Origin of the sequence: Rhodoferax bucti (assembly GCF_005876985.1) — a bacterium.
In the GTDB taxonomy this organism is placed as follows: domain Bacteria; phylum Pseudomonadota; class Gammaproteobacteria; order Burkholderiales; family Burkholderiaceae_C; genus Allorhodoferax; species Allorhodoferax bucti.
Genome location: NZ_VAHD01000001.1, coordinates 510,697 through 536,092 on the forward strand (window position 1 = coordinate 510,697; position 25,396 = coordinate 536,092).

Annotated in this window: 19 protein-coding genes; 7 read left to right on the plus strand and 12 right to left on the minus strand. The window is 61.7% G+C overall.

What is annotated here, in order from left to right; translation table 11 throughout:
* Positions 1-19: 19 nt before the first annotated feature.
* Positions 20-724, minus strand: a complete 705-nt coding sequence (locus tag FDM28_RS02465) for a transglutaminase-like cysteine peptidase (RefSeq protein ID WP_240791874.1) — start codon at positions 722-724, stop codon at positions 20-22.
* A 156-nt stretch (positions 725-880) separates the two neighbouring features.
* Between FDM28_RS02465 and FDM28_RS02470 the strand changes: the two genes are divergently transcribed.
* On the plus strand, positions 881-2,716 hold the full coding sequence (locus tag FDM28_RS02470; RefSeq protein ID WP_138512692.1) for a TolC family outer membrane protein: 1,836 nt from the start codon (positions 881-883) through the stop codon (positions 2,714-2,716).
* A 100-nt stretch (positions 2,717-2,816) separates the two neighbouring features.
* On the opposite strand, the gene ssb is transcribed toward FDM28_RS02470, so the two are convergent.
* Both ssb and FDM28_RS02480 read right to left on the minus strand, forming a co-directional pair.
* Positions 2,817-3,317, minus strand: coding sequence for a single-stranded DNA-binding protein (gene ssb, locus FDM28_RS02475; protein ID WP_138512694.1), 501 nt, complete (start codon positions 3,315-3,317; stop codon positions 2,817-2,819).
* Between the two features lie 24 nt (positions 3,318-3,341).
* Positions 3,342-4,529 (minus strand): MFS transporter, encoded by a 1,188-nt coding sequence (locus FDM28_RS02480; protein ID WP_138514215.1) that lies wholly within the window; start codon positions 4,527-4,529, stop codon positions 3,342-3,344.
* Positions 4,530-4,844: 315 nt separating this feature from the next.
* On the opposite strand from FDM28_RS02480, the gene FDM28_RS02485 reads away from it, so the two are divergent.
* Together FDM28_RS02485 and uvrA are read left to right on the plus strand one after the other, a co-directional pair.
* A complete protein-coding gene (locus FDM28_RS02485) occupies positions 4,845-5,480 on the plus strand; it encodes a hypothetical protein (RefSeq protein ID WP_138512697.1) in 636 nt (211 codons plus the stop codon).
* 133 nt (positions 5,481-5,613) lie between these two features.
* Positions 5,614-8,673, plus strand: coding sequence for an excinuclease ABC subunit UvrA (gene uvrA, locus FDM28_RS02490; RefSeq protein WP_138512699.1), 3,060 nt, complete (start codon positions 5,614-5,616; stop codon positions 8,671-8,673).
* Between the two features lie 71 nt (positions 8,674-8,744).
* Here uvrA and FDM28_RS02495 read toward each other — a convergent pair whose 3' ends face one another.
* Both FDM28_RS02495 and FDM28_RS02500 read right to left on the minus strand, forming a co-directional pair.
* The gene (locus FDM28_RS02495) at positions 8,745-9,467 is read right to left on the minus strand and encodes a M48 family metallopeptidase (protein ID WP_138512701.1); all 723 of its coding nucleotides are present in this window, start codon (positions 9,465-9,467) and stop codon (positions 8,745-8,747) included.
* 1 nt (position 9,468) lies between these two features.
* Positions 9,469-12,747 carry a type I restriction endonuclease subunit R gene (locus tag FDM28_RS02500; RefSeq protein ID WP_138512703.1) on the minus strand — a complete coding sequence of 1,093 codons (3,279 nt, stop codon included), beginning with the start codon at positions 12,745-12,747 and terminating at the stop codon, positions 9,469-9,471.
* A 131-nt stretch (positions 12,748-12,878) separates the two neighbouring features.
* Here FDM28_RS02500 and FDM28_RS02505 point away from each other — a divergent pair, with 131 nt between their 5' ends.
* Both FDM28_RS02505 and FDM28_RS02510 read left to right on the plus strand, forming a co-directional pair.
* Positions 12,879-13,769, plus strand: coding sequence for a HipA domain-containing protein (locus FDM28_RS02505; RefSeq protein WP_138512705.1), 891 nt, complete (start codon positions 12,879-12,881; stop codon positions 13,767-13,769).
* 10 nt (positions 13,770-13,779) lie between these two features.
* The gene (locus tag FDM28_RS02510) at positions 13,780-14,523 is read left to right on the plus strand and encodes a DNA-binding protein (RefSeq protein ID WP_138512707.1); all 744 of its coding nucleotides are present in this window, start codon (positions 13,780-13,782) and stop codon (positions 14,521-14,523) included.
* A 223-nt stretch (positions 14,524-14,746) separates the two neighbouring features.
* Here the strand turns inward: FDM28_RS02510 and FDM28_RS02520 are convergent, their stop codons facing one another.
* The 3 genes from FDM28_RS02520 to FDM28_RS02530 all read right to left on the minus strand — a co-directional run bounded on the left by FDM28_RS02520 (position 14,747) and on the right by FDM28_RS02530 (position 19,831).
* Positions 14,747-16,090: a restriction endonuclease subunit S gene (locus tag FDM28_RS02520; RefSeq protein ID WP_206021900.1), complete on the minus strand. Its 1,344-nt coding sequence runs from the start codon at positions 16,088-16,090 to the stop codon at positions 14,747-14,749.
* Positions 16,087-17,703, minus strand: coding sequence for a type I restriction-modification system subunit M (locus tag FDM28_RS02525; protein ID WP_138512709.1), 1,617 nt, complete (start codon positions 17,701-17,703; stop codon positions 16,087-16,089). Before FDM28_RS02525 ends, FDM28_RS02520 begins: the two co-directional genes overlap by 4 nt.
* 124 nt (positions 17,704-17,827) lie before the next feature.
* On the minus strand, positions 17,828-19,831 hold the full coding sequence (locus FDM28_RS02530) for a sigma-54-dependent Fis family transcriptional regulator (protein WP_138512711.1): 2,004 nt from the start codon (positions 19,829-19,831) through the stop codon (positions 17,828-17,830).
* A gap of 302 nt (positions 19,832-20,133) precedes the next feature.
* Between FDM28_RS02530 and exaC the strand changes: the two genes are divergently transcribed.
* The gene (exaC, locus tag FDM28_RS02535; RefSeq protein ID WP_138512713.1) at positions 20,134-21,657 is read left to right on the plus strand and encodes an acetaldehyde dehydrogenase ExaC; all 1,524 of its coding nucleotides are present in this window, start codon (positions 20,134-20,136) and stop codon (positions 21,655-21,657) included.
* A 263-nt stretch (positions 21,658-21,920) separates the two neighbouring features.
* Complete coding sequence (locus tag FDM28_RS02540; RefSeq protein ID WP_138512715.1) at positions 21,921-22,295, plus strand: DUF779 domain-containing protein; 375 nt, start codon at positions 21,921-21,923, stop codon at positions 22,293-22,295.
* Between the two features lie 96 nt (positions 22,296-22,391).
* On the opposite strand, the gene pyrF is transcribed toward FDM28_RS02540, so the two are convergent.
* From pyrF to tsaB, 4 genes are read right to left on the minus strand one after another with little or no spacing between them, the layout of a single operon-like run.
* Positions 22,392-23,234, minus strand: coding sequence for an orotidine-5'-phosphate decarboxylase (gene pyrF, locus FDM28_RS02545; protein ID WP_138512717.1), 843 nt, complete (start codon positions 23,232-23,234; stop codon positions 22,392-22,394).
* Between the two features lie 23 nt (positions 23,235-23,257).
* A complete protein-coding gene (locus tag FDM28_RS02550) occupies positions 23,258-24,121 on the minus strand; it encodes a uracil-DNA glycosylase (RefSeq protein ID WP_138512720.1) in 864 nt (287 codons plus the stop codon).
* A 5-nt stretch (positions 24,122-24,126) separates the two neighbouring features.
* Positions 24,127-24,618, minus strand: coding sequence for a ribosomal protein S18-alanine N-acetyltransferase (rimI, locus tag FDM28_RS02555; RefSeq protein WP_138512722.1), 492 nt, complete (start codon positions 24,616-24,618; stop codon positions 24,127-24,129).
* Positions 24,615-25,364 (minus strand): tRNA (adenosine(37)-N6)-threonylcarbamoyltransferase complex dimerization subunit type 1 TsaB, encoded by a 750-nt coding sequence (gene tsaB, locus FDM28_RS02560; RefSeq protein WP_138512724.1) that lies wholly within the window; start codon positions 25,362-25,364, stop codon positions 24,615-24,617. Before tsaB ends, rimI begins: the two co-directional genes overlap by 4 nt.
* Positions 25,365-25,396: the final 32 nt, after the last annotated feature.

Sequence of the window (25,396 nt, forward strand, 5' to 3'; positions counted from 1 at the left end):
ACAGTCTCCTCACTCCAATTTATTCAAATCCCTCGGCCTTGGCGCGCCGAAGCAAATCTTCCCAACGAGACAGGCGCCCGGTACCACCGGCCGCAGGCCCTCCCCCCGCAACACCGGTGAATACACCCGCACTGTTAAAGCTGAACACCGGCACCAAATCCGGCCTGCGCGATGCAGGGCGTATGTCCCCGATCAAGTTGTCCATCACCAAAGGCTCAGCATCGGGCGTGCTGTAGTAGGCCAGCACCATATGGGCCTGGGTGGCATCCGACGTACCAGTTTTGGCCCGCACATAAATCAGGCGCAGTTTGTCCGGCTGCACCCCCACTTGAATGAGCGTGAAATACTTGGCAATCGAAAAGTCTTCGCAATCGCCGGCGGAGCGGCCCAAGGTTTCCACTGGAGTGGCCCAGTAGTCAGCCTGCCCCCAAATCACGGTGTCGTCGCCGAACTGCACCTGCTGGTTCACAAAAGCGTTCACACGCTTGATGCGCTCGGTATCAGTGCTGTCGGTCAGGCTATTCACCAGCTTGCGCCAATTTTCATATTTGGGCAGGGCCGCCGCCCCCCAGCGCTGCATAAAGGAGGCCTGCACGCCATCGAGATTGGCGGCGGAATGCGACACCGCAGCCACCACCACACACAAGGCCAAAAGCGGCAAACGGCAGCGCACAGCCGCTTTAAGCCCGAAATGCATCAAATTGGCAAAGGTGATGTTTTTCACACAGAAAAGAAGCGAAAACGGAAATTCGTCACAATATCGCGGCTACAAAAATAGAGAGGCCGCCTAAAATTGAGGCAGTTTGTACCGTCGCCGACACAAGTCGACGAACCTTATCGCCGCATCCCGTACAACCAGACGCATCCACAGCATACAAGAATGATTACTCGCACCCCACTAGCCATCGCTGTCACCACCCTTTTGATCGCCACCGCCGGTCATGCCCAGCCCATCACACAGCTGAAAGCTGCCGTCGAGAAGGCCATTCTTGAGAACCCTGAAGTCAAGGTGAAGCACAAGAACTTGATGGCCAGCACCAATGAGCAAGCCGTTGCAGAGGGCGCCTGGCGCCCCCGCATCGACTTAGAGGCCACTGCCGGGGAAAAGTCCACATTTTCCCCGGGCATGAAAACAGACAAAGGCTACTCCAACACCACGGCCACACTGCAATTGCGCCAAACACTGTTTGATGGCTTTGCTACTTTGAGCGAAGCACGCCGCTTGGGGCACACCCGCATGGCGGCCTACTATGACTTGCTGGCTACCAGCGACAACATTGGCCTGGAGGCAGCACGCGCGTTTCTGGATGTGCAGCGTTACCGCGAACTGGTCGAGCTCGCCAAAGAAAATTACGCCAACCACGCCGACGTCTACAACCGGCTGGAAACCCGCGTCAAAGCAGGTGTAGGCCGCCGCGTGGACTTGGAGCAAGCAGCTGGCCGCATGGCGCTGGCCGAGTCCAACTGGCTGACCGAAGCGAGCAACCTGCACGACGTCACAGCGCGCTACCAGCGCCTGGTGGGTGAGCTGCCCGCCAATGAGCTGAATGCAGCGCCCAACCTCGCATCGTTTTTGCCGGCACGTGAAAACTATGTGGGCAACACCGTCCGTGGCAATCCGGAGTTTTTGAGCGCGGTATCCAACATCCGCGCATTCCGGGCAGATGCCGAGTTGCGCAAAGCGGCCAACTACCCTACGGTGGAATTCCGTGCGTCGCAAAGCATGGAAACCAACCGCTCTGCTGTAACCGGCGACTACCGTGACTCCGCCGTACAACTGGTACTGAACTACAACCTCTACCGCGGCGGCTCCGACCAAGCGCGCATCCGCCAGTACGTAGACAAGCTGAATGCCACCTACGACCTGCGCGACAAAGTCTGCCGCGACGTGCGCCAGACGGCTCTGATTGCCTTCAACGACGTGAGCAAACTGGAAAGCCAGATCGGCTTTTTAAGCCAGCACGAGCTGTCCACCTCCAAGGCCCGCGAAGCTTACCGCCAGCAGTTCGATATCGGCCAGCGCTCCCTGCTCGACTTGCTGGACACCGAAAACGAATACTTCCAGGCACGCCGTGCGCTGGTCAATGCGGAATACGATCTCTCTCTGGCCAAAGCCCGCGTATTGGGCGCCAACGGCACACTGCTGAGCGCCCTGCAACTGCGCCCCATTGAAACCCAGGCCCCCGAGCAAGCAGCAGGTGCAGAAACCAACGACGACGCCATGCAATGCATTGCAGATTTGGCTCCACAAGTCGTCTTGGACAAATCCAGCCTGCCCAAACCCACGCTGGCCACCGCGCCTGCTCCAGTACCCGTGCCCGCACCAGCGCCGGCACCCGCGGCACCTCCGGCTACGCCCGCCGTGTGCGAATCCGTCGCGCCTTCAGTAGAGAAATGGATTGCCGCCTGGAACAGTAAAAACATCAATGGCTACCTGGACGCATATGCGGACAACTTCGTCCCCGCCCAAGGCCTGACACGCGCCCAGTGGGAAAGCCTGCGCAAGAAGCGGGTGAACAAGCAGGGTGGCATCTCCACCGTGCTGAAAAACATCACCCCGGCCCAGTGCACCGGCAAGACTACCGATGTGTCCTTCACCCAGGAATACGGCTCTGACGACTACCGCGACACCGTGGAGAAAACCCTCTCCATGGAATACGTGAACGGCGGCTGGAAAATCCTGAAAGAAACCGTCACCAAAGGCCGCACCTTCTAAACCCGGTGACCCCAATAAAAAAGCGACCCTCGGGTCGCTTTTTTATTGCTCGGATGGCAGACCGGCAGCACCGCCGGTCTCGCCACAGAGAAGGTCGTTTTTAAAACGGAATATCGTCATCCATATCGTCAAACCCACTGGCCGGGCGAGGAGCCGGGGCTTGGCGGGGGGCAGGCGCCGGCGCCGCTGCGCGCGGAGGGGGTGCCATGCGGCGGGGAGGGGGGGCTCCACCTTCATCGCCACCATCGGACGGACCACCCATGCCTTCACGACCGCCCAAGAGTTGCAGCTCAGTGGCCACGATATCTACCGTGTTTTTCTCGACACCGGACTGGTCGGTGTACTTGCCGTACTTGAGACGGCCTTCCACATAAATCGGGCGGCCTTTTTTGACGTACTCCCCGGCGATTTCAGCCAAGCGGTCGTAAAAGGTGACGCGGTGCCACTGGGTGTCTTCCACCGTTTCGCCGGTGTTGCGGTCTTTGCGGCGGCTGCTGGTGGCCACGCTGACGTTCGCCACCGCCTGACCGGAGGGCAAGTAGCGGATTTCGGGATCGCGGCCGCAGTTGCCGACCAGAATGACTTTGTTGACGGATGCCATGGTTTTCTCCAGATTAGTCGCTGATTATCCTGCCTTTGCAGCCACTTTCGGCGCAGGCGCCTCCATGCCCCAGGCCACGGCCAGCCACAGCAGCATCGCCACGGTGCTAGTCAAAAACAAAGCCTGTGGGCCGGCCGATTTCACCAGCCAACCGCCCACAGCGCCACCGGCAAAAAAACCCAGCGACTGCAGCGTGTTGTAAACCCCCAGCGCCGCGCCACGGGACGCCGCCGGCGCCACCCGCGAGGCCAAGCTAGGCTGGCTGGCCTCCAGCACATTGAAGCCGCAGAAAAACACAAACAGCACCAAGGCAATCGGCAACACCGTGGGCTCGGTGTGCAACAGACCCCACAAGGCCAGTTGCACCAGGGCAATCAAGCCGATGGCCGACAGAAACACTGCACGCAGGTAGCCCCGCTTTTCCAGCGGAAACAGCGTGGCCCCCATCACGAAGAAAGATGCCAGCACGGCAGGCAAATACACCTCCCAGTGCAGCTCGCGCGGCAAGCCGGCCTGCACCAGCAGAGCCGGCAATGCCACCCACATGGAGAGTTGCACCGCATGCAACACAAACACCCCGAAATCCAGACGCAGCAGGGCCGGATGCCGCAACACCGACAGCACCCCACCCCGCGCCTGGTCCACATGCTGCGCCGGCTCAGGCGGCACCCACCACAGCACCACCGCGACCCCACCCACGGCGAGGGCCGACGTCATGGCAAACAGGCCATGCAGCCCGATCTGCGCCGCCAACAAGGGCGACAGCACCAGCGACACCGCAAACATCAGCCCGATGCTGGCGCCCACCAGCGCCATGGCCTTGGTGCGCACCACATCGCGCGTCTGGTCTGCCAGCAAAGCGGTGACGGCGGCGGAAATAGCGCCCGCACCTTGCAAGGCACGACCGCCTACCAGCCACGCCAAAGTCGGCGCCCACGCGGCAATCGCGCTGCCTGCGGCAAATATCAGCAGGCCCAACACCATGACCGGCTTGCGGCCGAACTTGTCCGAGGCCACACCAAAGGGAATCTGCAACAGGCCCTGCGTCAGCCCATAAATGCCCATGGCCATCCCGACCAGCGCGGCGTCATCGCCTCCGGGGTATTTGCGCGCCTCCAGCGCAAACACCGGCAGCACAAGAAATAGGCCCAGCATGCGCAAGGCAAAAATCAGCGCCAACGAGGCGCTGGAGCGCCGCTCTTGCGGCGTCATGGAGGTATCGGGAACAGTGGGGGCGGACACAGCAGTCACTCTCAAGCAATAAGGGCGGCGAAAACCGGGGGGTGACACCGCAACACGACATTGTCTATCATGGCGGGTTACTCTTCTGGCGGCCACGAACTTGAACACTCCTACCGACAACGGCACCTACCTTGCCCGGGCCCTGCAGCAGCAAACCATCAGCGTGCGGGGCGCACGCTGATATCGATGTTCACTGGCGAGAGTCGATGCCTATATGTGCAAGTACCCAATCACGTTAGTAACGAACACTAAGATATATCAACTCAAACAACAGTAAAAAACGCCATGTCATACAACCGACTGTTATCTGTAGTGTTTCTCGCCGTTTGCACGCTACAACTCGCCGCATGTTCGGCTCCAAGTGCAAAGACCACACTGCATGAAACGCGCACCATTAAGCCAGACGATGGCGTTAGCATATTTTGGGACATTGGTATTTTTTCCGGCTCTCCAGAAATCCACAATGCGCTCAACCAAAACGGAACGTATTCGCAACGTTTCGAAGCCTGCACTAATGATTTTTTAGTCAAAACTTTTCAACGGAATGGTTACGTAGCTACTGCGGAGAGAAGGCCTTTAGCGACCGTGAACAACACGGCGAGTAACGCAAAATTCATTTTGATTTTGAACAACGCCAAAGCGCGCTACACATCAGGTTCTGTTATTGCACACACTATCGGGTTAACGTTAGAGGGAACTCTTTATGAGCGCGATACAGGGAAATCGCTGTTGTCCGTGACATATCCTCTTTCATCCATGGCAGATGACAATGGAGCACTGGTTGTTCAACTAGTTCGCGGCTTAGCCAAAAAAGGCTTTCTTGATCGCCCAGTAGAGAAGGTGGTCGACTACGATGGCGTCTTAACTCAATCCTTCAGAAAAACCTCAGATTGCCCGATCTCAGTATCGGCACAACGATAAAGATGCATCGCGCGAATATTTGATTACGCGAAAAATGGCATCGAGTTTTTCCACCGAAAGTGAAAGACAGCATAGAGCGACGTCAGTCCGTGCTTAACTATGATGGCGGGTTACTCTTCTGGCGGCCACGAACTTGAACACTCCTACCGACAACGGCACCTACCTTGCCCGGGCCCTGCAGCAGCAAACCATCAGCGTGCGGGGCGCACGGACCCACAACCTGAAGAATATTGACCTCGACATCCCGCGCAACCAGCTGGTGGTGATTACGGGTCTGTCCGGCTCCGGCAAGTCCAGCCTGGCGTTTGACACGCTGTATGCCGAGGGCCAGCGCCGCTATGTAGAAAGCCTGAGCACCTACGCGCGCCAGTTTTTGCAGCTCATGGACAAGCCCGATGTGGACATGATCGAAGGCCTGTCGCCCGCCATCAGCATCGAGCAAAAGGCCACCAGCCACAACCCGCGCTCCACCGTGGGCACCGTGACCGAGATCCACGACTACCTGCGCCTGCTCTACGCCCGCGCCGGCACCCCCTACTGCCCCGACCACGACCTGCCCCTGCAAAGCCAAACCGTGAGCCAGATGGTGGACGCCGTGCTTGCCCTGCCCGAGGAAACCCGCCTGATGATCCTGGCCCCGGTGGCCCGGGAGAAAAAAGGCGAGTTCCAGGACCTGTTTGCCGAAATGCAAGCCCAGGGCTATGTCCGCTTCCGCATCAACGGCCAAGCCTTTGAAGCCGACGCGCTGCCCGCCCTCAAAAAGACCGAGAAGCACGACATCGACGTGGTGGTAGACCGCATCAAGGTGCGCCCGGATCTCAAGCAGCGCTTGGCGGAGAGCTTTGAGGCCGCGCTACGCATTGCCAATGGCCGCGCCATTGCGCTGGAGATGGATGCCCCGTCTGACATCAAAAATGATAGCACCTCGCGCAATGCGGACGGGCGCCAGGGCCCGAAAGAGCACTTATTCAACGCCAAGTTTGCCTGCCCGGTGTGCAGCTACTCGATTGCCGAGCTGGAGCCGCGCCTGTTCTCTTTCAACTCGCCGGTAGGCGCCTGCCCCACCTGCGACGGGCTGGGCAACCACGAGTTTTTCGACCCCGCACGCGTGGTCGCCTTCCCCACGCTGAGCCTGGCCAGCGGCGCCATCAAGGGCTGGGACCGGCGCAACGGCTACTACTTCAGCATGCTGGAGAGCCTGGCCAAACACTATGCGGTTGACATTGAAGCGGCCTTCGAGAGCCTGCCGGAGAGCGTGCAACACGCCATCCTGCATGGCTCGGGCGAGGAAGACATCAAGTTCAGCTACATCATGGACTCGGGTGCCTCGCAAGGCAAAAAGGTCACCAAGAAGCACCCCTTCGAAGGCATCATCCCCAACATGCAGCGGCGCTACCGCGAGACCGACTCCGCCCTGGTGCGCGAAGACCTCGGCCGCCTGCGCAGCACCCAGCCCTGCCCCGACTGCTTCGGCTCGCGCCTGCGCAAGGAAGCGCGCCACGTCAAGATTGGCGAAGGCGACCAAGCCCGCGCCATTTTTGAGGTGAGCCACATCACCCTGCGCGAGAGCTTTGCCTACTTCAGTACCCTGCAAATGCCCGGCGCGCGCGGCGAAATTGCCTCCAAAGTGATCCGCGAAATCGGCCTGCGCCTGAAGTTTTTGAACGACGTGGGCCTGAACTACCTGAGCTTGGACCGTAGCGCCGAAACGCTGAGTGGCGGCGAGAGCCAGCGCATTCGCCTAGCGTCGCAAATCGGCTCCGGCCTGACCGGCGTGATGTATGTGCTCGATGAGCCCAGCATCGGCCTACACCAGCGCGACAACGACCGCCTGATCGGCACCCTGCAACACCTGCGTGACATCGGCAACAGCGTGCTGGTGGTGGAGCACGACGAAGACATGATGCGCGCCGCCGACCATGTGATTGACATGGGCCTGGGCGCTGGGGTGCACGGCGGGCGAGTAATTGCCCAAGGCACGTTTGACGAGGTGAAGGCCAACCCCGACTCACTGACCGGCCAGTACCTGGCCAAAACACTGCAAATTGAAGTGCCCAAGCGCCGCACACCCTGGCTGCCGGTGGTGGCTGAAAAAACCCCTGTCGCCAAGGCGGCGGGCGGCAAAGGTGCCCCCAGCAAAGCGGCATTGGCGTGGGCAGAGCGCCAGGCGCAGCACATTGCCAACCAGGGCGACCTGCAAGCCATCCGCATCACCGGCGCCACCGGCCACAACCTCAAGGGCGTGAATGTGGACTTCCCCGTGGGCCTGCTAACCTGCGTGACCGGTGTGTCCGGCTCGGGCAAGAGCACGCTGGTGAACGACACGCTCTACGCCGCCGTGGCGCGCCAGCTCTACCGTGCGCACGACGAACCGGCGGCCCACGAGAGCATTGACGGCATCCAGTATTTCGACAAGGTCATCAACGTCGACCAATCGCCCATTGGCCGCACACCGCGCTCCAACCCCGCGACCTACACCGGCCTGTTCACCCCTATCCGCGAGCTGATGGCCGAGGTACCCACGGCACGCGAACGCGGCTACGGCCCGGGCCGCTTCAGCTTCAACGTGGCCGGTGGCCGCTGCGAGGCCTGCCAGGGCGACGGCATGGTGAAGGTGGAGATGCACTTTCTGCCCGATGTGTACGTACCCTGCGACGTGTGCGCCGGCATGCGCTACAACCGCGAAACGCTGGAAGTGCTCTACAAAGGCAAGAACATTGCGCAGATTCTGGACATGACGGTGGAGGCCGCCTACGAGTTTTTGCAGGCCGTGCCCACCATCGCGCGCAAGCTGCAAACCTTGCTGGACGTGGGCCTGTCTTACATCCGCCTCGGGCAAGCCGCTACCACTCTGTCCGGCGGCGAGGCCCAGCGGGTGAAGCTGGCGCTGGAGCTGTCCAAAAAAGACACCGGCCGCACGCTCTACATCCTGGACGAGCCCACCACCGGCCTGCACTTTGCCGACATTGCGCTGCTGCTCAAGGTGCTGCACCAGCTGCGCGATGCGGGCAACACCATCGTCATCATCGAACACAACCTGGACGTGATCAAAACCGCCGACTGGCTGATCGACATCGGCCCCGAGGGCGGCGCGGGCGGTGGCACGGTGGTGGGGGTGGGCACGCCGGAAGACATTGCCGCCAACCCGGAGAGCCACACCGGGCGGTACTTGAAGCCGCTGCTGGAGGGTTGAGTGCCTAAATAGCTGCTAGCGCACGTGGAATATGCGCTAGCAGCTATTAACTTTATAGCAAACTCCACCACTCAAATCGAGGCACCAAACGCTGCCTGCTCCAGCGCGGCGTGGTGCAGCTGCCAACCCGGCATGTGGCGCGCCACCAGCGCCCAGAAGGCGCGGGTGTGGCTCTTCTCTACGGTGTGGCACAACTCATGCACGATCACATAGTCCTGCACACTGGCAGCTAGCTCCATCACGCGGGGGTGAAACTCCAGCACGTTGTGCGCATTGCAGCTGGCCCAACGGCTCTGGAAAGTGCGAATGCGGGCCAGCGTGGCCTGCAAGCCGGTTTGCCGCTCCCAGTGGCGCACACGCTGCAACAATTTATCTTGTGCGCGATGCCGGTAAAAGTCTTCCAGCAAAGGCGCCAGCACCTGCTGCGCCATGCTGCGGCCGGTGGGACACTCCAGCACAAAGCGTGCGGCGGTAAACCGAAGGCGTGCCACCGGCAGGGTGGGCACATGGCGCACCTCCACAAAGTAGGTGCGACCGGCATATCGCAAACGGCTGCCTGTCACCACATCACCCTGTGTTTGCGGCTGCGCCACCAGCGCCTGCTTCTCGCGTATCCAGCGCGCGCGCTGGCGCACCAGTGCCTCTTGCTCCGCCAACCCCACACGCGGGCCGCGCAGCAGCACCGGCTGGCCGCGCTCCACCGTCACGTAGTGGCGCTTGAGGCGCGAGTCCGCCCGAAAGCACCACTCGATTCGCGTCTGCCCGTACTGCAGGGTGTGTGTTGCGGTAGCCATTTCAGTTCTTCAGCAACATGTCCAGAATGCGCCCCGCGTGGTCGCGCGCCACGCTGCGCTCCCAGCCTGCCAGCGGCATCAGCAGCTTGCGCAGCAGGTCTTTCACATCCGGGTGCAGCTGGGGCATGTGCTTCCAGTTCGCCGCCAAGGTGCGGGCCAGCTCCGGGTCGGCAAACAGTTGCTCGGTCGCCGTCTTGGCGGTGTCAGGGTCCAGCGCCGTAGTCAGGTAGTGGTACACGGCAGACTGCGCCGCTGTGGCAAAGCCCGTGTTGTCTTTGTCGCGAATGCGCGCCCCAAACAGATCCAACTGCTCCAAAAACTGCGCCTGGCTGATGCGGCCCGCTTTTTCTTCAGCCAACAGCTTGTCCAGCTCCTCGGCCAGCTTGTCAAAAAAGCCGGGGTCTTTGTCGCGCCCGGTGGCAATGGTGTGCTTGAGCTGGTTCTTCATCACCAGCGCTTGGCTGCCAGGGTTGGCCAGCGCCCGCAGGCGCGCCATGTCGCCGGCGTTCAGGATGGACACCTCCTTGCCCAACAAACTGCGCGCCGGACTGGCGTCCACATACTCGTCCAACAAGCGCTGCAGTAGCACGCTCTCCAGCCGGGTAATACGCTCGCGCTGCGCGCCCTCGGGTAGCTTGTCGCGCAACATCAGGCGCACTTCAGCAAAGAGTGTGAAGTACGGCTTGAACGGCACGCCGCGCACGTCGGGCAAGATGATGTCCACACTGCGGTTGAACTGCTTCACCAGCTCCAAAAAGTCTTCCACCGCGTCCAGCCGCGTAGCTGGGTCCAGGTGGCGCTCGGCGTCCAGCTTGTAGGCTTCGCGCTCACGCACCGGGTCGTGCTGGCGCGGCAGCAGCCGCAAGATGCGCTCCAGCGTGGCCTGCAACTTGGGCAGCTCGCTCTCCACGCTTTGCCACACCTGCTGGGGCGTCACGTCGCCGCCATAAAGCTTCAGCGCCGCATCCAGCTCGTCCACCACACCGTGGTAGTCCACGATGTAGCCCGCATTTTTGTGCGGCGGCAGCGTGCGGTTCACCCGCGCAATGGCTTGCAGCAGCGTGTGTTCCTTGATGGGCTTGTCCAAGTACATGGTGCCCACAATGGGCGCGTCCCAGCCGGTGAGCAGCATGTCCGACACGATAATCAGCCCCACCGGGTTATCCGCCTGCGGGAACAGCTTGCCCACAAAGTTGGCAATCTGATCAGCAGGCATAGCCACTGGCTGCTTGCCCGCTTTGATCTCATCCCGCACACGCTCTTCAATGGTGATGACCTTTTTGACATCTACCTTGTACTGCGCCGCTTCTTCCTGCACCGACAGCCCGGTGCGCGCAGCCGTCATGCCCGCCAACGACACCACCACCCGGCTCTCAAAGGTGGGCAGGCCTTGCGCTACACGCTGCGTCATGAGCGCGTCCAGCAAGTCTTTGTAGGCCACGGCCTGGTCACGCCCGTCGCACACCAGCATGCCCTTTAGGCCCTTGGCCTGCACGTTGCTGACGAAGTGCTCCACCAAATGCGCCGCCACCTGCTCCATGCGACCACTGGCCTCGCGCCAGCGGCGCAGCAGCTCACGCTGTAAAGCGAGCTGCTTGGCTTCGGGCAGGTGAGCGAACTGGTCTTTAAAGGCCTGGTCCAGCCCCGCATCGGTCGCCAGCGCCACCCAAGCGTCGATGTATTTGATGGGCAGCGTGGCCCCATCGGCCACGGCCTCGTGCAGGCGGTATTCGTCAATATACGCACCCCCACCAAACTCGCCCAGCGTGTGCTTGTCGTCTTGAAGCAGCGGCGTGCCGGTAAACGCAATGAACTTGGCCTGCGGCAGGCTGGCGCGCATGAATGCAGCCAAAAAGTCGTACTGGCTGCGGTGCGCCTCGTCCACCAGCACATAGAAATTGGGCTTGCTGCTCAACACGCGGAAGTGCACCTTTTCCCGCGCCAGCTCCACCCAGTGCGCAGGCTTAAGCACGCCATCGGCGTCCACCTGCCCGTGGTGCACATTGCGCTCGTGCAGCATGAAAAAGTCTTTGCCCTCGCGCACACGGCGGTGGCGCTCTTGCTGGCCAGGGTCTGCATCTTCCGCATCGGCATCTGTCGAAAGCTCCGGCTCGGCATCAGCCTTGGCAGGGTCGGCAGGCGTGTCCCCTTCCTGAAACTTCTGCACCGTGCTGGTAAACACGCTGCCATAGTCGTTGCCCAGCAGCTTCACCAGCCCGTCCACCGACACCGCCTGCACCGCCTTGATGCCCACGGCGTGGAAGGTCTCGAAGATTTGCTTGTCCAGGTCCTTGCGGTCCGTCAGCACCAGCACCGTGGGGTTGCCCAGGCCCGTGCTGTCGGAGCGCAGCATGCGCGCCAGCAGCGCCATGGTGAGCGACTTGCCGCTGCCCTGCGTGTGCCACACCACGCCGCCCTGTGGCTGTGGGGCCGTCAGGCGCTGCACCGCCTTGCGCACCGCGCGCCACTGCTGGTAGCGCGGCAGCTTCTTCACCGTCTTGCCCTCACGCGTTTCAAACAGCACAAAGTGCGTCACCAGTTGCAAAAAGCGGCTGGGCTCCAACAGCGCCCACAGCAACTGGTCTTGTTCGGTAGGCGCTTCCCCTGACGGCAAACCTTGCAGCGCCGCCACTGTGGCCAGCTCGTCGGGCTGCAGGCGGTAGCGCGCATACGCTTCGGGCTTGTTGCCCACCGCGCCATAGCGCCCGGCGCGGGCATTGAGCGCCACACACACTTGGTTGAACACAAACTGCGGCGCAAAGCTGCGCTGGTAGCCGTCAAGTTGCGCCAGCGCCTCTTCCAGCCGGTGGTGGCTGGCCTTGCACTCGATGATGGCCAGCGGCAGCCCGTTCAAGAATACAAGCAAGTCGGGCCGAAAACCATCGCCATCCGCACTGCGGCCCACGTACTGGCTCACCACATGAAAGTCGTTGCGGCTGGCATCCGAAGCATCTAGAAAATGCACGCTACGCATGCGCCCCTGCGCGTCGGCCAGTTGGATGTCACTGCGGTGCAGCACCTGCTGCCAAAACGCCTGGTTGGCAGGCAGCAGGTCGGTAGCCACGCGCTTGCGCAGCTCCAGCAGCGCAGCATCCACCCCACCCGGCGCCGTGGCCAGCCAAGGGTTCAGTGCCAGCAGGCGCGGGCGCAACACGTCTTCCAGCACAGGCGCCAAATGGCGCAGGGCCACGTGGACTGCGCTGCCCGGCAGATGGGTGTAGCCCAGCGTTTGCAACCAGGCAATAGCGGGCAGTTCTACGCCCTCATGTTCTGCGCTCATGCGTCTCCCTGTGTATCTTGAATAACCTACGTGCCGCCTCGTTCAGCAATACGCACTTTTCATGTATTTTCCGGCCAATAGCCCAGCGCCATAATCATGCTTGGTCCAGACCTTAACCCAACCGCCCTCGAATGCCACATTACGCAATTGTCAGCATCCCGCTTGAAGCGCGAGAAGACACCGAGCAGTTGGGCAGCAAGCCCAAATTCTGGGTATTGATGGATGGGCAGCGTTGGTTGTTTAAGGAGGCCCGCCCCAATACTGGGGAAGACTGGGCGGAGAAAGCTGCGGCAGAGATTGCAGGTGCTATGGGCATTAATGCAGCCAAGGTGGAGCTTGCGGAATACAACGGCAAAGTTGGCTGTATCTCCTGCAATTTCATTGACGTAGACGCTGGTGAGGCACTGGTGCACGGCAATGAAATCATGGCTTGGAAAGTCACGGGCTATGACAAGACCAAAATTTTCAGGCAAGCAGACCACACCATCGAAAACATCCAACTAGCCATTCGCGCACTGTCAGACTTTGCCGACACAGATGTTGTGCTCACGGAATTGGCAGGCTACATAGTGCTGGACGCCTTGATTGGCAACACAGATCGCCACCATGAGAACTGGGGCTTGCGCTTGCACAGCCCTGTGGCCCACCAAACTCGCGTGCTCAGCGCCGCCCCAAGTTTTGACCATGCTTCGTCTTTGGGTAGAGAGTTGTTGGACGCGCGCAGGACAGAGCTACTCGCCAATAGACAGGTAGAGCGCTACATCAGCAAAGGGCGAGGAGGCATCTTCCGCGACGCCGAGCAAGCACATGGCGAAAACCCTCTCCGGCTGGTACAGGTAGCGGCGAGGGCGTATCCTACGTACTTCAGACCCGCCATTGAGCGGGTGGCGGCCTTAGACCCACAAGTGCTGCATGAGATATTCGAGCGCATACCACCCGAACGCGCGGCAGAACCCGCCAAGCGGTTTGCAGAGGCCATGGCATTGAGCGCCCGCCTCACCTTGTTAGATTTGTTGAAATGAGTACCCCGACATGAGTACCCTCTTCGTTGCATGGCAAGCCCCCAGCCCCACTAGGGCATGGTTTCCCATTGGCCGCTTAGATGCGTCAGTAGGCCGACACGACTTTGTATTTCAGTACACCCATGGTGCACTGCAAGCCCAAGAAAGAGCCGGATTTTCGCCCCTGCTCGCCTTTCCTGAGTTTGAGCGTCGCTACGAAGCGAGCGAGCTATTCCCGCTGTTCAAAAACCGCATTCTGGAACCCAACCGCAAAGACTTTGCGGAATACCTGAACTGGCTGGACTTGGACCCCGCTCACGCAGACCCTATTGAAATTCTCAGCCTCACGGGCGGCGAACGCCAAACCGACAGCCTGGAAGTGTTTCCGCAAGTTCGCAAGATGGCGGATGGCACCATCAGTTGCCGTTTCTTTTTACATGGCCTGCGTCATGTCTCTGACGCAGCGCGCGCCCGCGCGGATGCGCTGACGGAAGGCGAAACCCTGCAAGTCGCTATTGAAGTCAACAACCCCGCCACGGGCTACGCCGTACAACTGCAAACCGAAGACTGCCACCTGATTGGCTGGGCTCCGCGCTATTTGGTCAATGACTTGCGCGCCGCCCTGCTGGAGCACTCCACCATCACAGCGACAGTGCGCCGTATCAACCGCATGGGTGCACCGTTTGCTCGCCGCGTGCTCATTGAGCTGCAAGGGGGCGTACCGGCAGGCTTTGAGCCAATGACCTCCAAGGAATACAGCGTCTTGCCGGTTTAGGTGCTGTTTGCAGGGGCACGTGCATGAAATCAACGACATCTTTGGCATCGGAGCCTGTGCACCCCATGCCCACTACGCCAAATGCGGCATCAGCTTCCGTACCGCTGACGAGCTCCGAAATAGAGTCGCTAAGGCAGGGCAAGAGATCCATCTCCGCCTACGTGCAAAAGGAATTCGCCACAGCGGTGCAACCCAAGCTTGACCGGCTGAAAAAGCAGGCCGCTTAGGCGGCTACAGCTTCCACCCGCACCCGCCACTCCCCGGTGAGCAGCTTTTGCATGAGGCCGCGTTTGAGGGATTGGTAGTGGGTTTGTTGGGTGGTGAGGACATTCAACTTGTTAAAAACCTCCTCACAAATGGTACTAATTTGATCTCTCTCGGCTTCCGCAGGCATTGGCACGTACACCTCTCGCAGAGACTTCAAATTAATCACCTGTTGAGCAGAACCGATCATTCCGCCAAGTAGGCACGCTCTACCTGTAGTAGATGCAAGATAGCAATGAATGAACTTGGACATTGCCAAGCTGCTCGTTCTTATCATTCCCGCTTGGCGCGCAATGTTTGCTCCAGCAAGCTCTTCTGGCACTACCGCCGTTTCCCCTGGGTAGCCGACGAGCGAGACAAGTAACTCGCCACCTTGCAGCACTGTGCGCTTGAATTGGACGGATATTTCTTGCGAAACCGTACGCAGGTTGGCTGCAATCTTTCCGTTCTTGATGTCACCACCTCGAACAAGCGGCACGCCGCCTGCACTGACCTCTCCAGGCTGAACAACTCCATAGGTGATGTTCTCTGTGGCTAGCTCTTCAAGCTTTCGCGCTTCCCAATTCTGCGGAATTTGCCCAATTGGGCTATCTTGAAACTCGGTGTGCGGGTGCCAGCGGCCTTGGGCGTCGGGGGTGCCTGCGCCGCGGGTGAAGAGGGTTTGCATCAGGCCCTGTTTGAGGGTCTGGGTGGCGCTGATCTGGCGGGCGATCAGGTCCAGCTTGTCGTCAACGGCGGTGAGGATGGCGGCGATTTTTTGTTGTTCGGGGAAGGGTGTATGCGGCGTAGGCAGCGTGAGCAAAACATCTTTGGAAATGTTCTTCATGCTGTTGCTCGTTCCCGTTGCACCAGCAGCAATCAAACTTTTGATGGCGGGCAATTGAAGCCAGTACGACAACCAGCGTTGCGAGTGCGGGCGATCAGAGGGAACTGTTTGCCACAGCCGATCCGGCAGGAACAGATGCGGTTGCGCTGAAGGCACATACCCGGACTCACCCACAAGTGCGGGCGTGTTCATGCGGCTGATCACAACGCGGTCCGCGAGAACAGGCGAAGCGACGCGGTCAATATCTTCCGGAACAACGACCTTGTGCTGGTGCGCGAAGAACTTACCGCCCAATACGGCGCTGGTTTTCAAGACGCCCACCTGACCATCCAGACAGCCTGCTTCAGTCTCGTTTGCATTAACGCTCACGCCTGCTTGAAGTGCAGCAACAAAGTCCCCCAGCTTGCCAAGCGTCCACTCCACCGGAATCCACCCCACTACCGTTTCCTTGTACCCCGGCTTGCCTGCCACGCTCACAGCCCGCCCTCCACCAACCCCAGCTCCGCCAGATACCCATTCAGCCGCGCATCCACCGCCTTCTCTTCCTCGGCCAGTTCGCGCAGCAGCGCCAGGGTGGCGGGCACATCCACCACGTCTTCTTTCTGGCCGTTGTCGATGTAGCGGGCGATATTGAGGTTGCCGTCGTTGGCGCGGATTTCGTCCAGGGGCACCACGCGGCAGTAGTGGGCTACCTCGGCTTGCGCTTCAAACGCGGCGCGGTGGGTGGCGACGATGCGTTGCACATCCTCAGGCCGCAGGCTGTTTTGGGCTTTGCCCTCCGCAAAGTCGCGGCTGGCGTCGATGATGATGACGTTGCCTTGCAGGGCTTTGGGCTTTTTCTTGTTGAGGATGAGCACGCAGGCCGGAATGCCGGTGTTGTAAAACAGGGCAGACGGCAGGCCGACGATGGCCTCGATCAAATCGCCCGGCTGGTTGCCCTGCGCGGCGCTGGTGCCGAAGAGCAGGCCGTCGCGAATCTTGCCTTCCTCCCCACTGCGGAACAGCACGCCGTGCGGCAGGATGATGCCCATGCGGCCGTCGGCCTTGAGGCTGGCCAGCATGTGTTGTGCAAAGGCCAGGTCGCCATAGCCGCGCGGGGGCGTGCCGTAGAGGAAGCGGCTGTGGGGGTCGTTGATGGTTTTGTAGTTGGGGGCTTTGGGCTTTTTGCCACTGTCGGCGTTTTGCTCGGTCTCGGCCTCGATCTCCAGCGGGCTCCACCAGGCTTTGGCGCTGAAGGGTGGGTTGGCGATCACGCGGTCAAAGGTTTGCAGGTGGCCGCCGCTCAGGTGCTTGGGCTCTACCAGCGTGTCGCCGCGCTCTATCTTGGCGTGCATGTTGTGCAGGTAGAGGTTGAGCTTGGCGATGGCCCAGGTGCCCAGGTTTTTCTCCTGGCCGTAGAGCTGAACGTTGGGCTGGCCCATGACCTTGCCGTTGGGCAACTCTGCGATGTGGTGGGCGCTTTCCACCAGCATGCCGCCGCTGCCACAGGTGGGGTCGTACACGCTGTGGCCGGGGCGGGGGTCTATGAGCTGCACCACCAGTTGCACCACGGCTTTGGGGGTGTAGAACTCGCCGCCTTTTTTGCCTGCGTCGTCGGCAAATTGCTTGATGAGGTATTCGTAGGCGTCGCCCAGCATGTCGGCCTTGTAGAGGTCGGCGTTGCCCAAGCGGTATTGGTTGAAGTGGCGCAGCAGGCGCTGCAGGGTGGCGTCGCTCAATATGCGTTTGTCGCCGTACTGGGTGGCGGTGAGCACGTGTTGCAGCTCGGTGTTTTGCTCTTCGATTTTGGCAAAGGCTTGGTCCAGCGCCTCGCCTATGTTTTGGGTGCGGGCGATCAGGCTGGGCCAGCGGGCCTCGGGCGGGAACTGGCCCATGGCGTCTTGCACTTCGGTTTCGGCCTCGGCAGCGCTGAGGTGCTCGTCGGCCATCTTGGCGCGCACGCGTTCGTCAAACACGTCGTTAAAGCGCTTGAGGAAGAGCAGGCCAAAGATGTAGTTTTTGAAGTCGCTGGAGTCGATGGAGCCGCGCAGGATGTTGGCGGACTCCCAGAGCCAGCTCTCTAGGGTGTCGAGGGTGAGTGCAGATGACATGGCGGGCATTGTGCCAGCTTGGGTACGCTGCCACGCCCCTCATTTTTAAGCCAAATCGGGCTCTAGCGCAGATGGGATGTGCGCGAGTAGCTACCAATTTAATAGCAAACCGACATTCAATGCATCAAACACTAGCCGCACTCAGCTTGCGGTACAGCGTCTGCCGGCTGATGCCCAACTGGCGGGCGGCGAGGGACACGTTGCCCCGCGTCGCCTCCAGCGCGTGTTGGATAGCCGCTTGCGACAGGGCTTGCAGGCTTTGGGGCTCGCGCACCGCTGCCGGCTGGGGCAACACGATCTGGGTGGCCTGCAGGGCTTGAGCACTTGCAAGGGTGGCAGAGGGCGCAGGGGCTTGCAGTGCCTCCAGCAAATCGTCGGGCATGTGGGTCCAGTCCAGGGTGTCCTCGCCGTCTTGCAGCATGGCGCAGGCGGTGCGCAGCACGCTGGCGTACTGGCGCAGGTTGCCGGGCCAGGGGTAGGCAGTCAGGCGGCTCATCAGCTCGGGGGCGACTTGCACCGCCAAGTCCGGGCTCAGGTCGGCCAGCAGGCGCTCGGTCAGGGCCACCATGTCGCTGCGCTCGCGCAGGGCCGGCAGGGTGACGGTAAGGCCGTTGATGCGGTAGTACAAGTCGTGGCGGAAGCTGCCTTTCTCGGCCGCTTCGGCCAGCTTGCAGTGGGTGGCGCACACCAGGGCAAAGTCCACCGGCACGGCCTTGCCCGCGCCCACGGGGGTGACGGTGCGCTCTTGCAGCACCCGCAGCAGCCGAGTTTGCATGGCCAAGGGCATGTCGCCGATTTCGTCTAGAAACAAGGTGCCGCCGTGGGCCTCGCGCAAGCGGCCGGGGCTGCCTTCTTTGCGGGCACCAGTAAAGGCGCCAGCCACGTAGCCGAACAGCTCGGACTCGATCAGGCTCTCGGGAATGGCGCCGCAGTTGATGGCCACAAACGGGCCGTCTTTGCGCGGGCCGCTGTCGTGCAGGGCGCGCGCAAACATCTCTTTGCCCACGCCGGATTCGCCCTGGATCAGCACCGGGATCGGCTTGGCCACCACGCGGCGGGCTTTGTCCGCGGCACTGCGCCAGCGGGCATCGCCAGTGTCCAGCGCGGTCAGCGCGTCGCCGCTGCGGGCGGTGGCCAACGTCGCCTGTGGTACCGCGTGCCAAACGCCGCTGTGGGCAGTCTGGGACTGGGGGATGGCGGGCAGCACTGCCGCGTCCACCTGCACCTGGGCAAACAAGATGGCACCGTTGTGCAGGCGCAGTTGCTGGGGCTGCAGGGGGCGGCGCTTGTGGCGGGAGAGTAGGTCGTCCAGCCGCACATCCAGCACCCGCTCCAGCAGGGTGGCGCCGATGTCGCCGGTGTTCAGGCGCAGCAGGGCCAGGCCCACGCGGTTGGCGCCCACGACCCAACCGTCATCCGACAGGGCAATGATGCCTTCGGCCACGCTGCCGATGCCCTCGGGCTGCAGATGCATATGCAGGCGGATGTTGCGCTTGCAGGTGGCCACCATGAGGCGGTTCTCGATCATGCGGGCGGCGGTGCTCACCAGCCCCAGCGTGTGGGCATGGCCGTTGCGGTGGTCGCCCGAGATATCCAGAATGCCGCTCAGCTCGCCGGTGGCCGAGAGGATGGGCGAGGCCGCGCAGGTGAGAAAGCCGTTGCGCTCCAGAAAGTGCTCGGAGCCATGGATTTCCACCGCACTGCGCTCGGCCAGCGCGGTGCCGATAGCGTTGGTGCCCCGGTGCGCCTCGTGCCAGGAGGCGCCACTGGTGAGCGCCACCCGCTCCGCCTTGTCCACAAAGTAGGGATCGCCCAGCGTGTGCATCAGCATGCCGCTGGGGTCGGCCAGCACCACCACGCTCTGGCTCTGGCGCACTTGGTCAAACACGTATTCCATCACCGGGCGCGAATGGGCCAGAAGCGCATGGTTGCTGGCCAGCACATGGCGCAGATGGTGCTGGCTGGCATGGTCGGGCGCCACGCGGGCCGTGGGTGCGAGCCCCGCCGCCACGCTACGGTGCCAGGAACGGGCCAGGCGCTCGTCCACGATGCCGCTGGGGCATTGGCCGGTTTCCAATAGCTGTTGGCGGGCCTGTCGCAAGGCCAGTAAGGGGGAGTTGGGTCGCACGTTGTCTCCTGCGCGGGGTCATGCCGCCCCGCTTTGCGCCAGTATGGGGGTTGGCTGCACAGGGGGCAATGGCACAGACCCGCAAAACTGTCCGAGTGTTCCATTTTGTGACACTTGTCACTGTGGCAAAGGTAGACAGCTTGGCAGGGCGGACACTTTTCAAGGCCGGGTCGTTTGGAAAAAATGCAATGAAATCAACGCTCTGCCATGGGCACCCCGGGTGGCACGGCTCTTGAGTGGGTGGTGCCACCTGCCGGAGTGATTCCGCGGGAAACCAAACCAATCACAAGAGGACGACAACCATGGCTATTTATGCAGCACCCGGCGCAGCTGGCGCCAAGATCACTTACAAAGCCCAGTACGACAACTTCATCGGCGGCAAGTGGGTTGCCCCGGTCAAGGGCCAGTACTTTGACGTGATCACCCCTGTCAGCGGCAAGGTGTACACCAAGGCAGCCCGCTCCGGCGCTGAAGATGTGGAACTGGCACTGGATGCCGCCCACGCCGCAAGCGACGCTTGGGGCAAGACCGATGCGGCCACCCGCGCCAACATCCTGCTCAAGATTGCTGACCGCATCGAGCAAAACCTGGAATTGCTGGCCTACGCCGAAACCGTGGACAACGGCAAAGCCATCCGCGAAACCCTGAACGCCGACATCCCGCTCACCGTGGACCACTTCCGCTACTTTGCAGGCTGCGTGCGTGCGCAAGAAGGCGCGCTGTCCAACATCGACGAGAACACCGTGGCGTATCACATCCAGGAACCCCTGGGCGTGGTCGGCCAGATCATTCCCTGGAACTTCCCCATCCTGATGGCAGCCTGGAAGCTGGCACCTGCTTTGGGCGCCGGTAACTGCGTGGTGCTCAAGCCCGCAGAGTCCACTCCCATCTCCATCCTGATTCTGGCGGAGCTGATCGCCGACCTGCTGCCACCCGGCGTGCTCAACATCGTGAACGGTTACGGCCGCGAAGCCGGCATGCCTTTGGCGACTTCCAAGCGCATTGCCAAGATCGCCTTCACCGGCTCCACCACCACCGGCCGCGTGATTGCACAAGCTGCTGCTAACAACCTGATTCCAGCCACGCTGGAACTGGGCGGCAAGAGCCCCAACGTGTTCTTTGCGGACGTGATGGACAAGGACGACGCCTTCCTGGACAAAGCCATCGAGGGCTTGGTGCTGTTTGCCTTCAACCAAGGCGAAGTCTGCACCTGCCCAAGCCGTGCGCTGATCCAGGAAAGCATTTACGACAAGTTCATGGAACGTGTCTTGAAGCGCGTAGCCGCCATCAAGCACATGAACCCGCTGGACACCGACAGCATGATGGGCGCGCAGGCCTCCAAAGAGCAGCTGACCAAGATCCTGAGCTACTTGGACTTGGGCAAGCAAGAAGGCGCAGAGCTGCTGGCAGGCGGCGGCCAAGCCCATTTGGGCGGCGACCTGGAAGGCGGCTACTACGTGCAGCCCACCTTGTTCAAGGGCCACAACAAGATGCGCATCTTCCAGGAAGAAATTTTTGGCCCCGTGCTGGCCGTGACCACCTTCAAGGACGAAGCCGAAGCTTTGGCCATTGCCAATGACACGCTCTATGGTCTGGGCGCCGGGGTGTGGAGCCGCAACGGCAATGTGGCCTACCGCATGGGCCGCGCCATCAAGGCCGGCCGTGTGTGGACCAACTGCTACCACGCCTACCCTGCACACGCCGCCTTCGGTGGCTACAAGGAATCCGGCATCGGCCGCGAAACCCACAAGATGATGCTGGACCACTACCAGCAGACCAAGAACTTGTTGGTTTCTTACTCTGAGAACAAGCTGGGCTTCTTCTAAAGCCCTATCTAAAACCCCTTCTCGCCGGAGGGGTTGCCAAGCGGCTACCCCAAGGGCGCCCACCTCATACTGGAGTACCAGAAATCGGTGGTCACCCTTGGGGTAGCCGTTTGGCTTTGTGCTTTTGGGCGTACACGGTGGTGCGCCAGATATCCGGCGTGAGAGTGGGTGTAGGCGGACGCCGATTTCTGGTACTCCAGTATGAGGCGGCCGCCTACACCCACTCTCACGCAGCGAACACCAACAACACAGGAGACAAAACCATGGTCGACAAAGTAGTAGCCACCCCCGCCGCCCTGGAGCTGGTGGCCTTCCTCAAAACCAAGCACGGCCCCGATTTGATGTTCCACCAAAGCGGTGGCTGCTGCGACAACAGCGCCGCCAACTGCTACCTGCCTGGCGAAATCACCATGGGCGCCGGCGATGTGTACCTGGGCGACGTGGGCGGCAGCCCGTTTTACATCGGCAAATCGCAATACGAATACTGGAAGCACACCCAACTCATCATCGACGTGATCGAAGGCCACGGCGGCACCTTCTCGCTCGAAGGCCCCGAAGGCAAAGCGTTCCACACCCGCTCCCGGGTGTTTACGGATGCGGAGTTGGCGGAGTTGGGGATTGAGAAGCCCAGCGTCTGAAAGACGGCACTCAAATTCAGCACCGCGCGGATGACAAGCCTTTTGAGCCGCTTGCGCACAGAGGGCAAGCGGCAGCAGCTATCAATTCAGGAGCAATCAGGCTGCCTGGGCCGCCCGTAGCACATCGCGGGTGCGCGTAGCTTCACGGCGGGCTGCCTCCGCAAAATCAGCAGCCGACGAGGCGTACAAAATGGCGCGGGACGAGTTCACGATGATGGGGGCCGTAGTGGCACCCGCATCTGCCCGCCACCCGGCCTTCACCGTGGCCACCGCATCACCGCCCTGCGCGCCCACGCCGGGGATCAGCAGAGGCACGGTCGACGCCAAGGCGCGCACCCGCTCAATTTCCGCTGGGTAAGTGGCCCCCACCACCAATCCCAACTGGCCGTTGAGGTTCCAGGGCCCTTGGGCCAAGGCGGCAATGTGTTCATACAGGCGCGGCTGGCCGGGTACGTCACGCAAGTGCTGCGGCTGAAAGTCGTCCCCACCGGGGTTGGAGGTGCGGCAGAGCAGAAATGCCCCCTTGCCGTGGTACTTGAGGTACGGCTGAACCGAATCAAAGCCCATGAAAGGCGAAAGCGTGACCGCATCGGCACCGTAGCGCTCGAAGGCCTCCTTGGCGTATTGCTCGGCAGTGCTGCCGATGTCGCCCCGCTTGGCATCCAGAATCACCGGCACCTGCGGCGCGGTACGGCGCATGTGCTCCATCAGCTTTTCGAGCTGGGCCTCAGCGCCATGGGCGGCGAAGTAGGCGATCTGGGGTTTGAAAGAATTCACCAAATCAGCCGTGGCATCGACGATGGCGGCGCAGAAGTCGTAAATCTTGCTGGCATCGCCCCGGATATGGTCCGGAAACTTGGCAGGCTCCGGGTCCAGGCCCACGCACAACAAGGAGCCGTTTTGGCGCTCGGCGGTGCGCAACTGGTCAAGAAAGGTCATGGGGCTATTCTAAGAAAGCGGCTTTAAGAAGAGGTCAAGGTGTCCATGGCCAGGCACAAATCGGCCCAGGCCTTGGCTTTGTCAGCGCTGTTGCGCAGCAGCAGCTTGGGGTGGTAACTCACCACCACCGGAATGCCCCGGTAGCGGTACACCGTGCCGCGCAACTTGCCCAGCGGCTGGGTCGCGAGGGCGCCATGCTCTGACAACACGGTCTGGATGGCAAAGCGCCCCACGGCAAAAATCACCTTCGGCTGCACCAGCTCGATTTCGCGCTGCAGGTAGGCCGCACATTGGGCCAGGTCGGCCGGCTGGGGGTTGCGGCCGTGGGGCGGGCGGCACTTCACCACATTGGTGGCGTAAGCACCTTGCGCACCACTGCCGGTGCGGCTGGCGCCCACGGCCTTGAGCATGTTATCCAACAGCTGGCCCGGCGCTTCCACAAAGGCCTGGGCTGCGCTGTCTTCGTCTTCCTCAGGCGGGTCGCCCACCACCATCCAATCCGCTTGCGCCTGCTGTGCGGGTTGCAAGGTGGCGTGTTTGCGGCCGGCGCACAGGCCGCAGGACTCGCAGGCCGCGGCGGTATCCGCCAGGCCATTCCAATCCAGAGCCGCCAAAGCCGAAGGGTGAACGGGTACGACTGCCGCGACCGGAGCCGCCTGCAGAGGAGCAGGACGGCTGGCGGGCGGCACAACAGGAGCGGCAGGTCGCGGCGCGGCCTCAGGCGCAGGGCGCACGGGCGCGGCAGCCGCTACGCGTGGAGGCACGGTGGGAGCCAGGTCCGCCGGCGCATCGTCTGCCACCGTAGCAAATGCGGTGCCGGGCAGCCACACGCGCACCCCCATCTCCAGCAGCATGGCGCGTTGGCGCTCGTCGAGTTGCAAGGCCATGGTGTTCAGCGCTCCAAAGACAGGCTCATGACCACCGCGTCTTCGCGTTGGCCGTTATGGGCGGGGTAGTAGCCTTTGCGTTGCCCGACACGGCGGTAGCCATGGGCTTCATAAACGCGCAGAGCCCGGTCGTTACTGACGCGCACTTCCAGCCACAACCACTGCGCGCCCTGCCCGCGCGACCAGATGGCCAGTGCATCCAGCAGCACCCGGGCCCAGCCTTGGCACTGAAATTCAGGGGCCACCGTGATGTTGAGCAAATGCACTTCGTCCACGCCTTTCATGGCCACAAAGTAGCCCAGCAACTGGCCGTTGGCCGTCAGCATCTGGGCCTGGTAGCCGCTGTGCAAGGCATCCACAAAATTGGCGCGGCTCCAAGGGTGCGAATAAGCCAGCTGCTCAACCTGGAGCACCCTGTCCAGGTCATCCGCGAGCAAAGGTTCAAACGCGGCCTCATGGGTAACGTCAGCGGGGGGCACTGCGGAGTACGGGCTCATGGCGCGGCTGCTGCGGAAACGGCTGCTTTTTCAGCCTCCCGCTCTGCAGTAGTTTTGGCCACCTTGTCGCGGATATAGCGGGGCATGGCCAAGGCAGCATCCACCGCCAGCCCTGCGGCGAGCATGGCGGGGGCCAAGCGCAGCATGGCAGCCGCCATAGGCAAGGCCTGCACCACCTGCGCGGATTGCAGAGCTTGCGCCGGCAGCCGGTCCGCGTACACGGTGAACACATTGCCAGCTAGCAAGTGCGGCACACCGACGTCCGCGCTCTGGGTCGTCAAGTCTTGCGGCTTTAGCAAAGCACTGGGCTGTAGGGTCTGCCACTGGCCTTGCGTGTAGCCATAGTGGGCCACATACATCTCGTCCATACGCGCATCCAGCAAAGCCATAACTTGCAGCGCCGGCGCATCGGGCGCCACGCGGAAACGGGCGTCTTCCGCTACCGCGAGCAGCGAATCCACCGCCAGCACCGGCACACCCGCTCCGAAGGCCAGCCCTTGCACCACCGAGCAGGCGGTGCGCAAACCGGTAAACGAGCCCGGGCCGCTGCCAAAGCAGATGGCGTCCAGCTGGTCCAAGCGCACACCGGCGTCGGCCAGCATCTGGAGGATGGCGGCGATCAATTCCGTCGAGGCCTTGGCACCCCCGGCGCTATGGTGCTCCACCACGCGCGTGCCCTCTGCGCCGTCGGTGCGCAGCGCGATCGAGAGAAATTCGGTTCCGGTATCCAGGGCCAACAGGTTCATGCACGAATTATCCCCGCTGGGGCGGGCCGGAT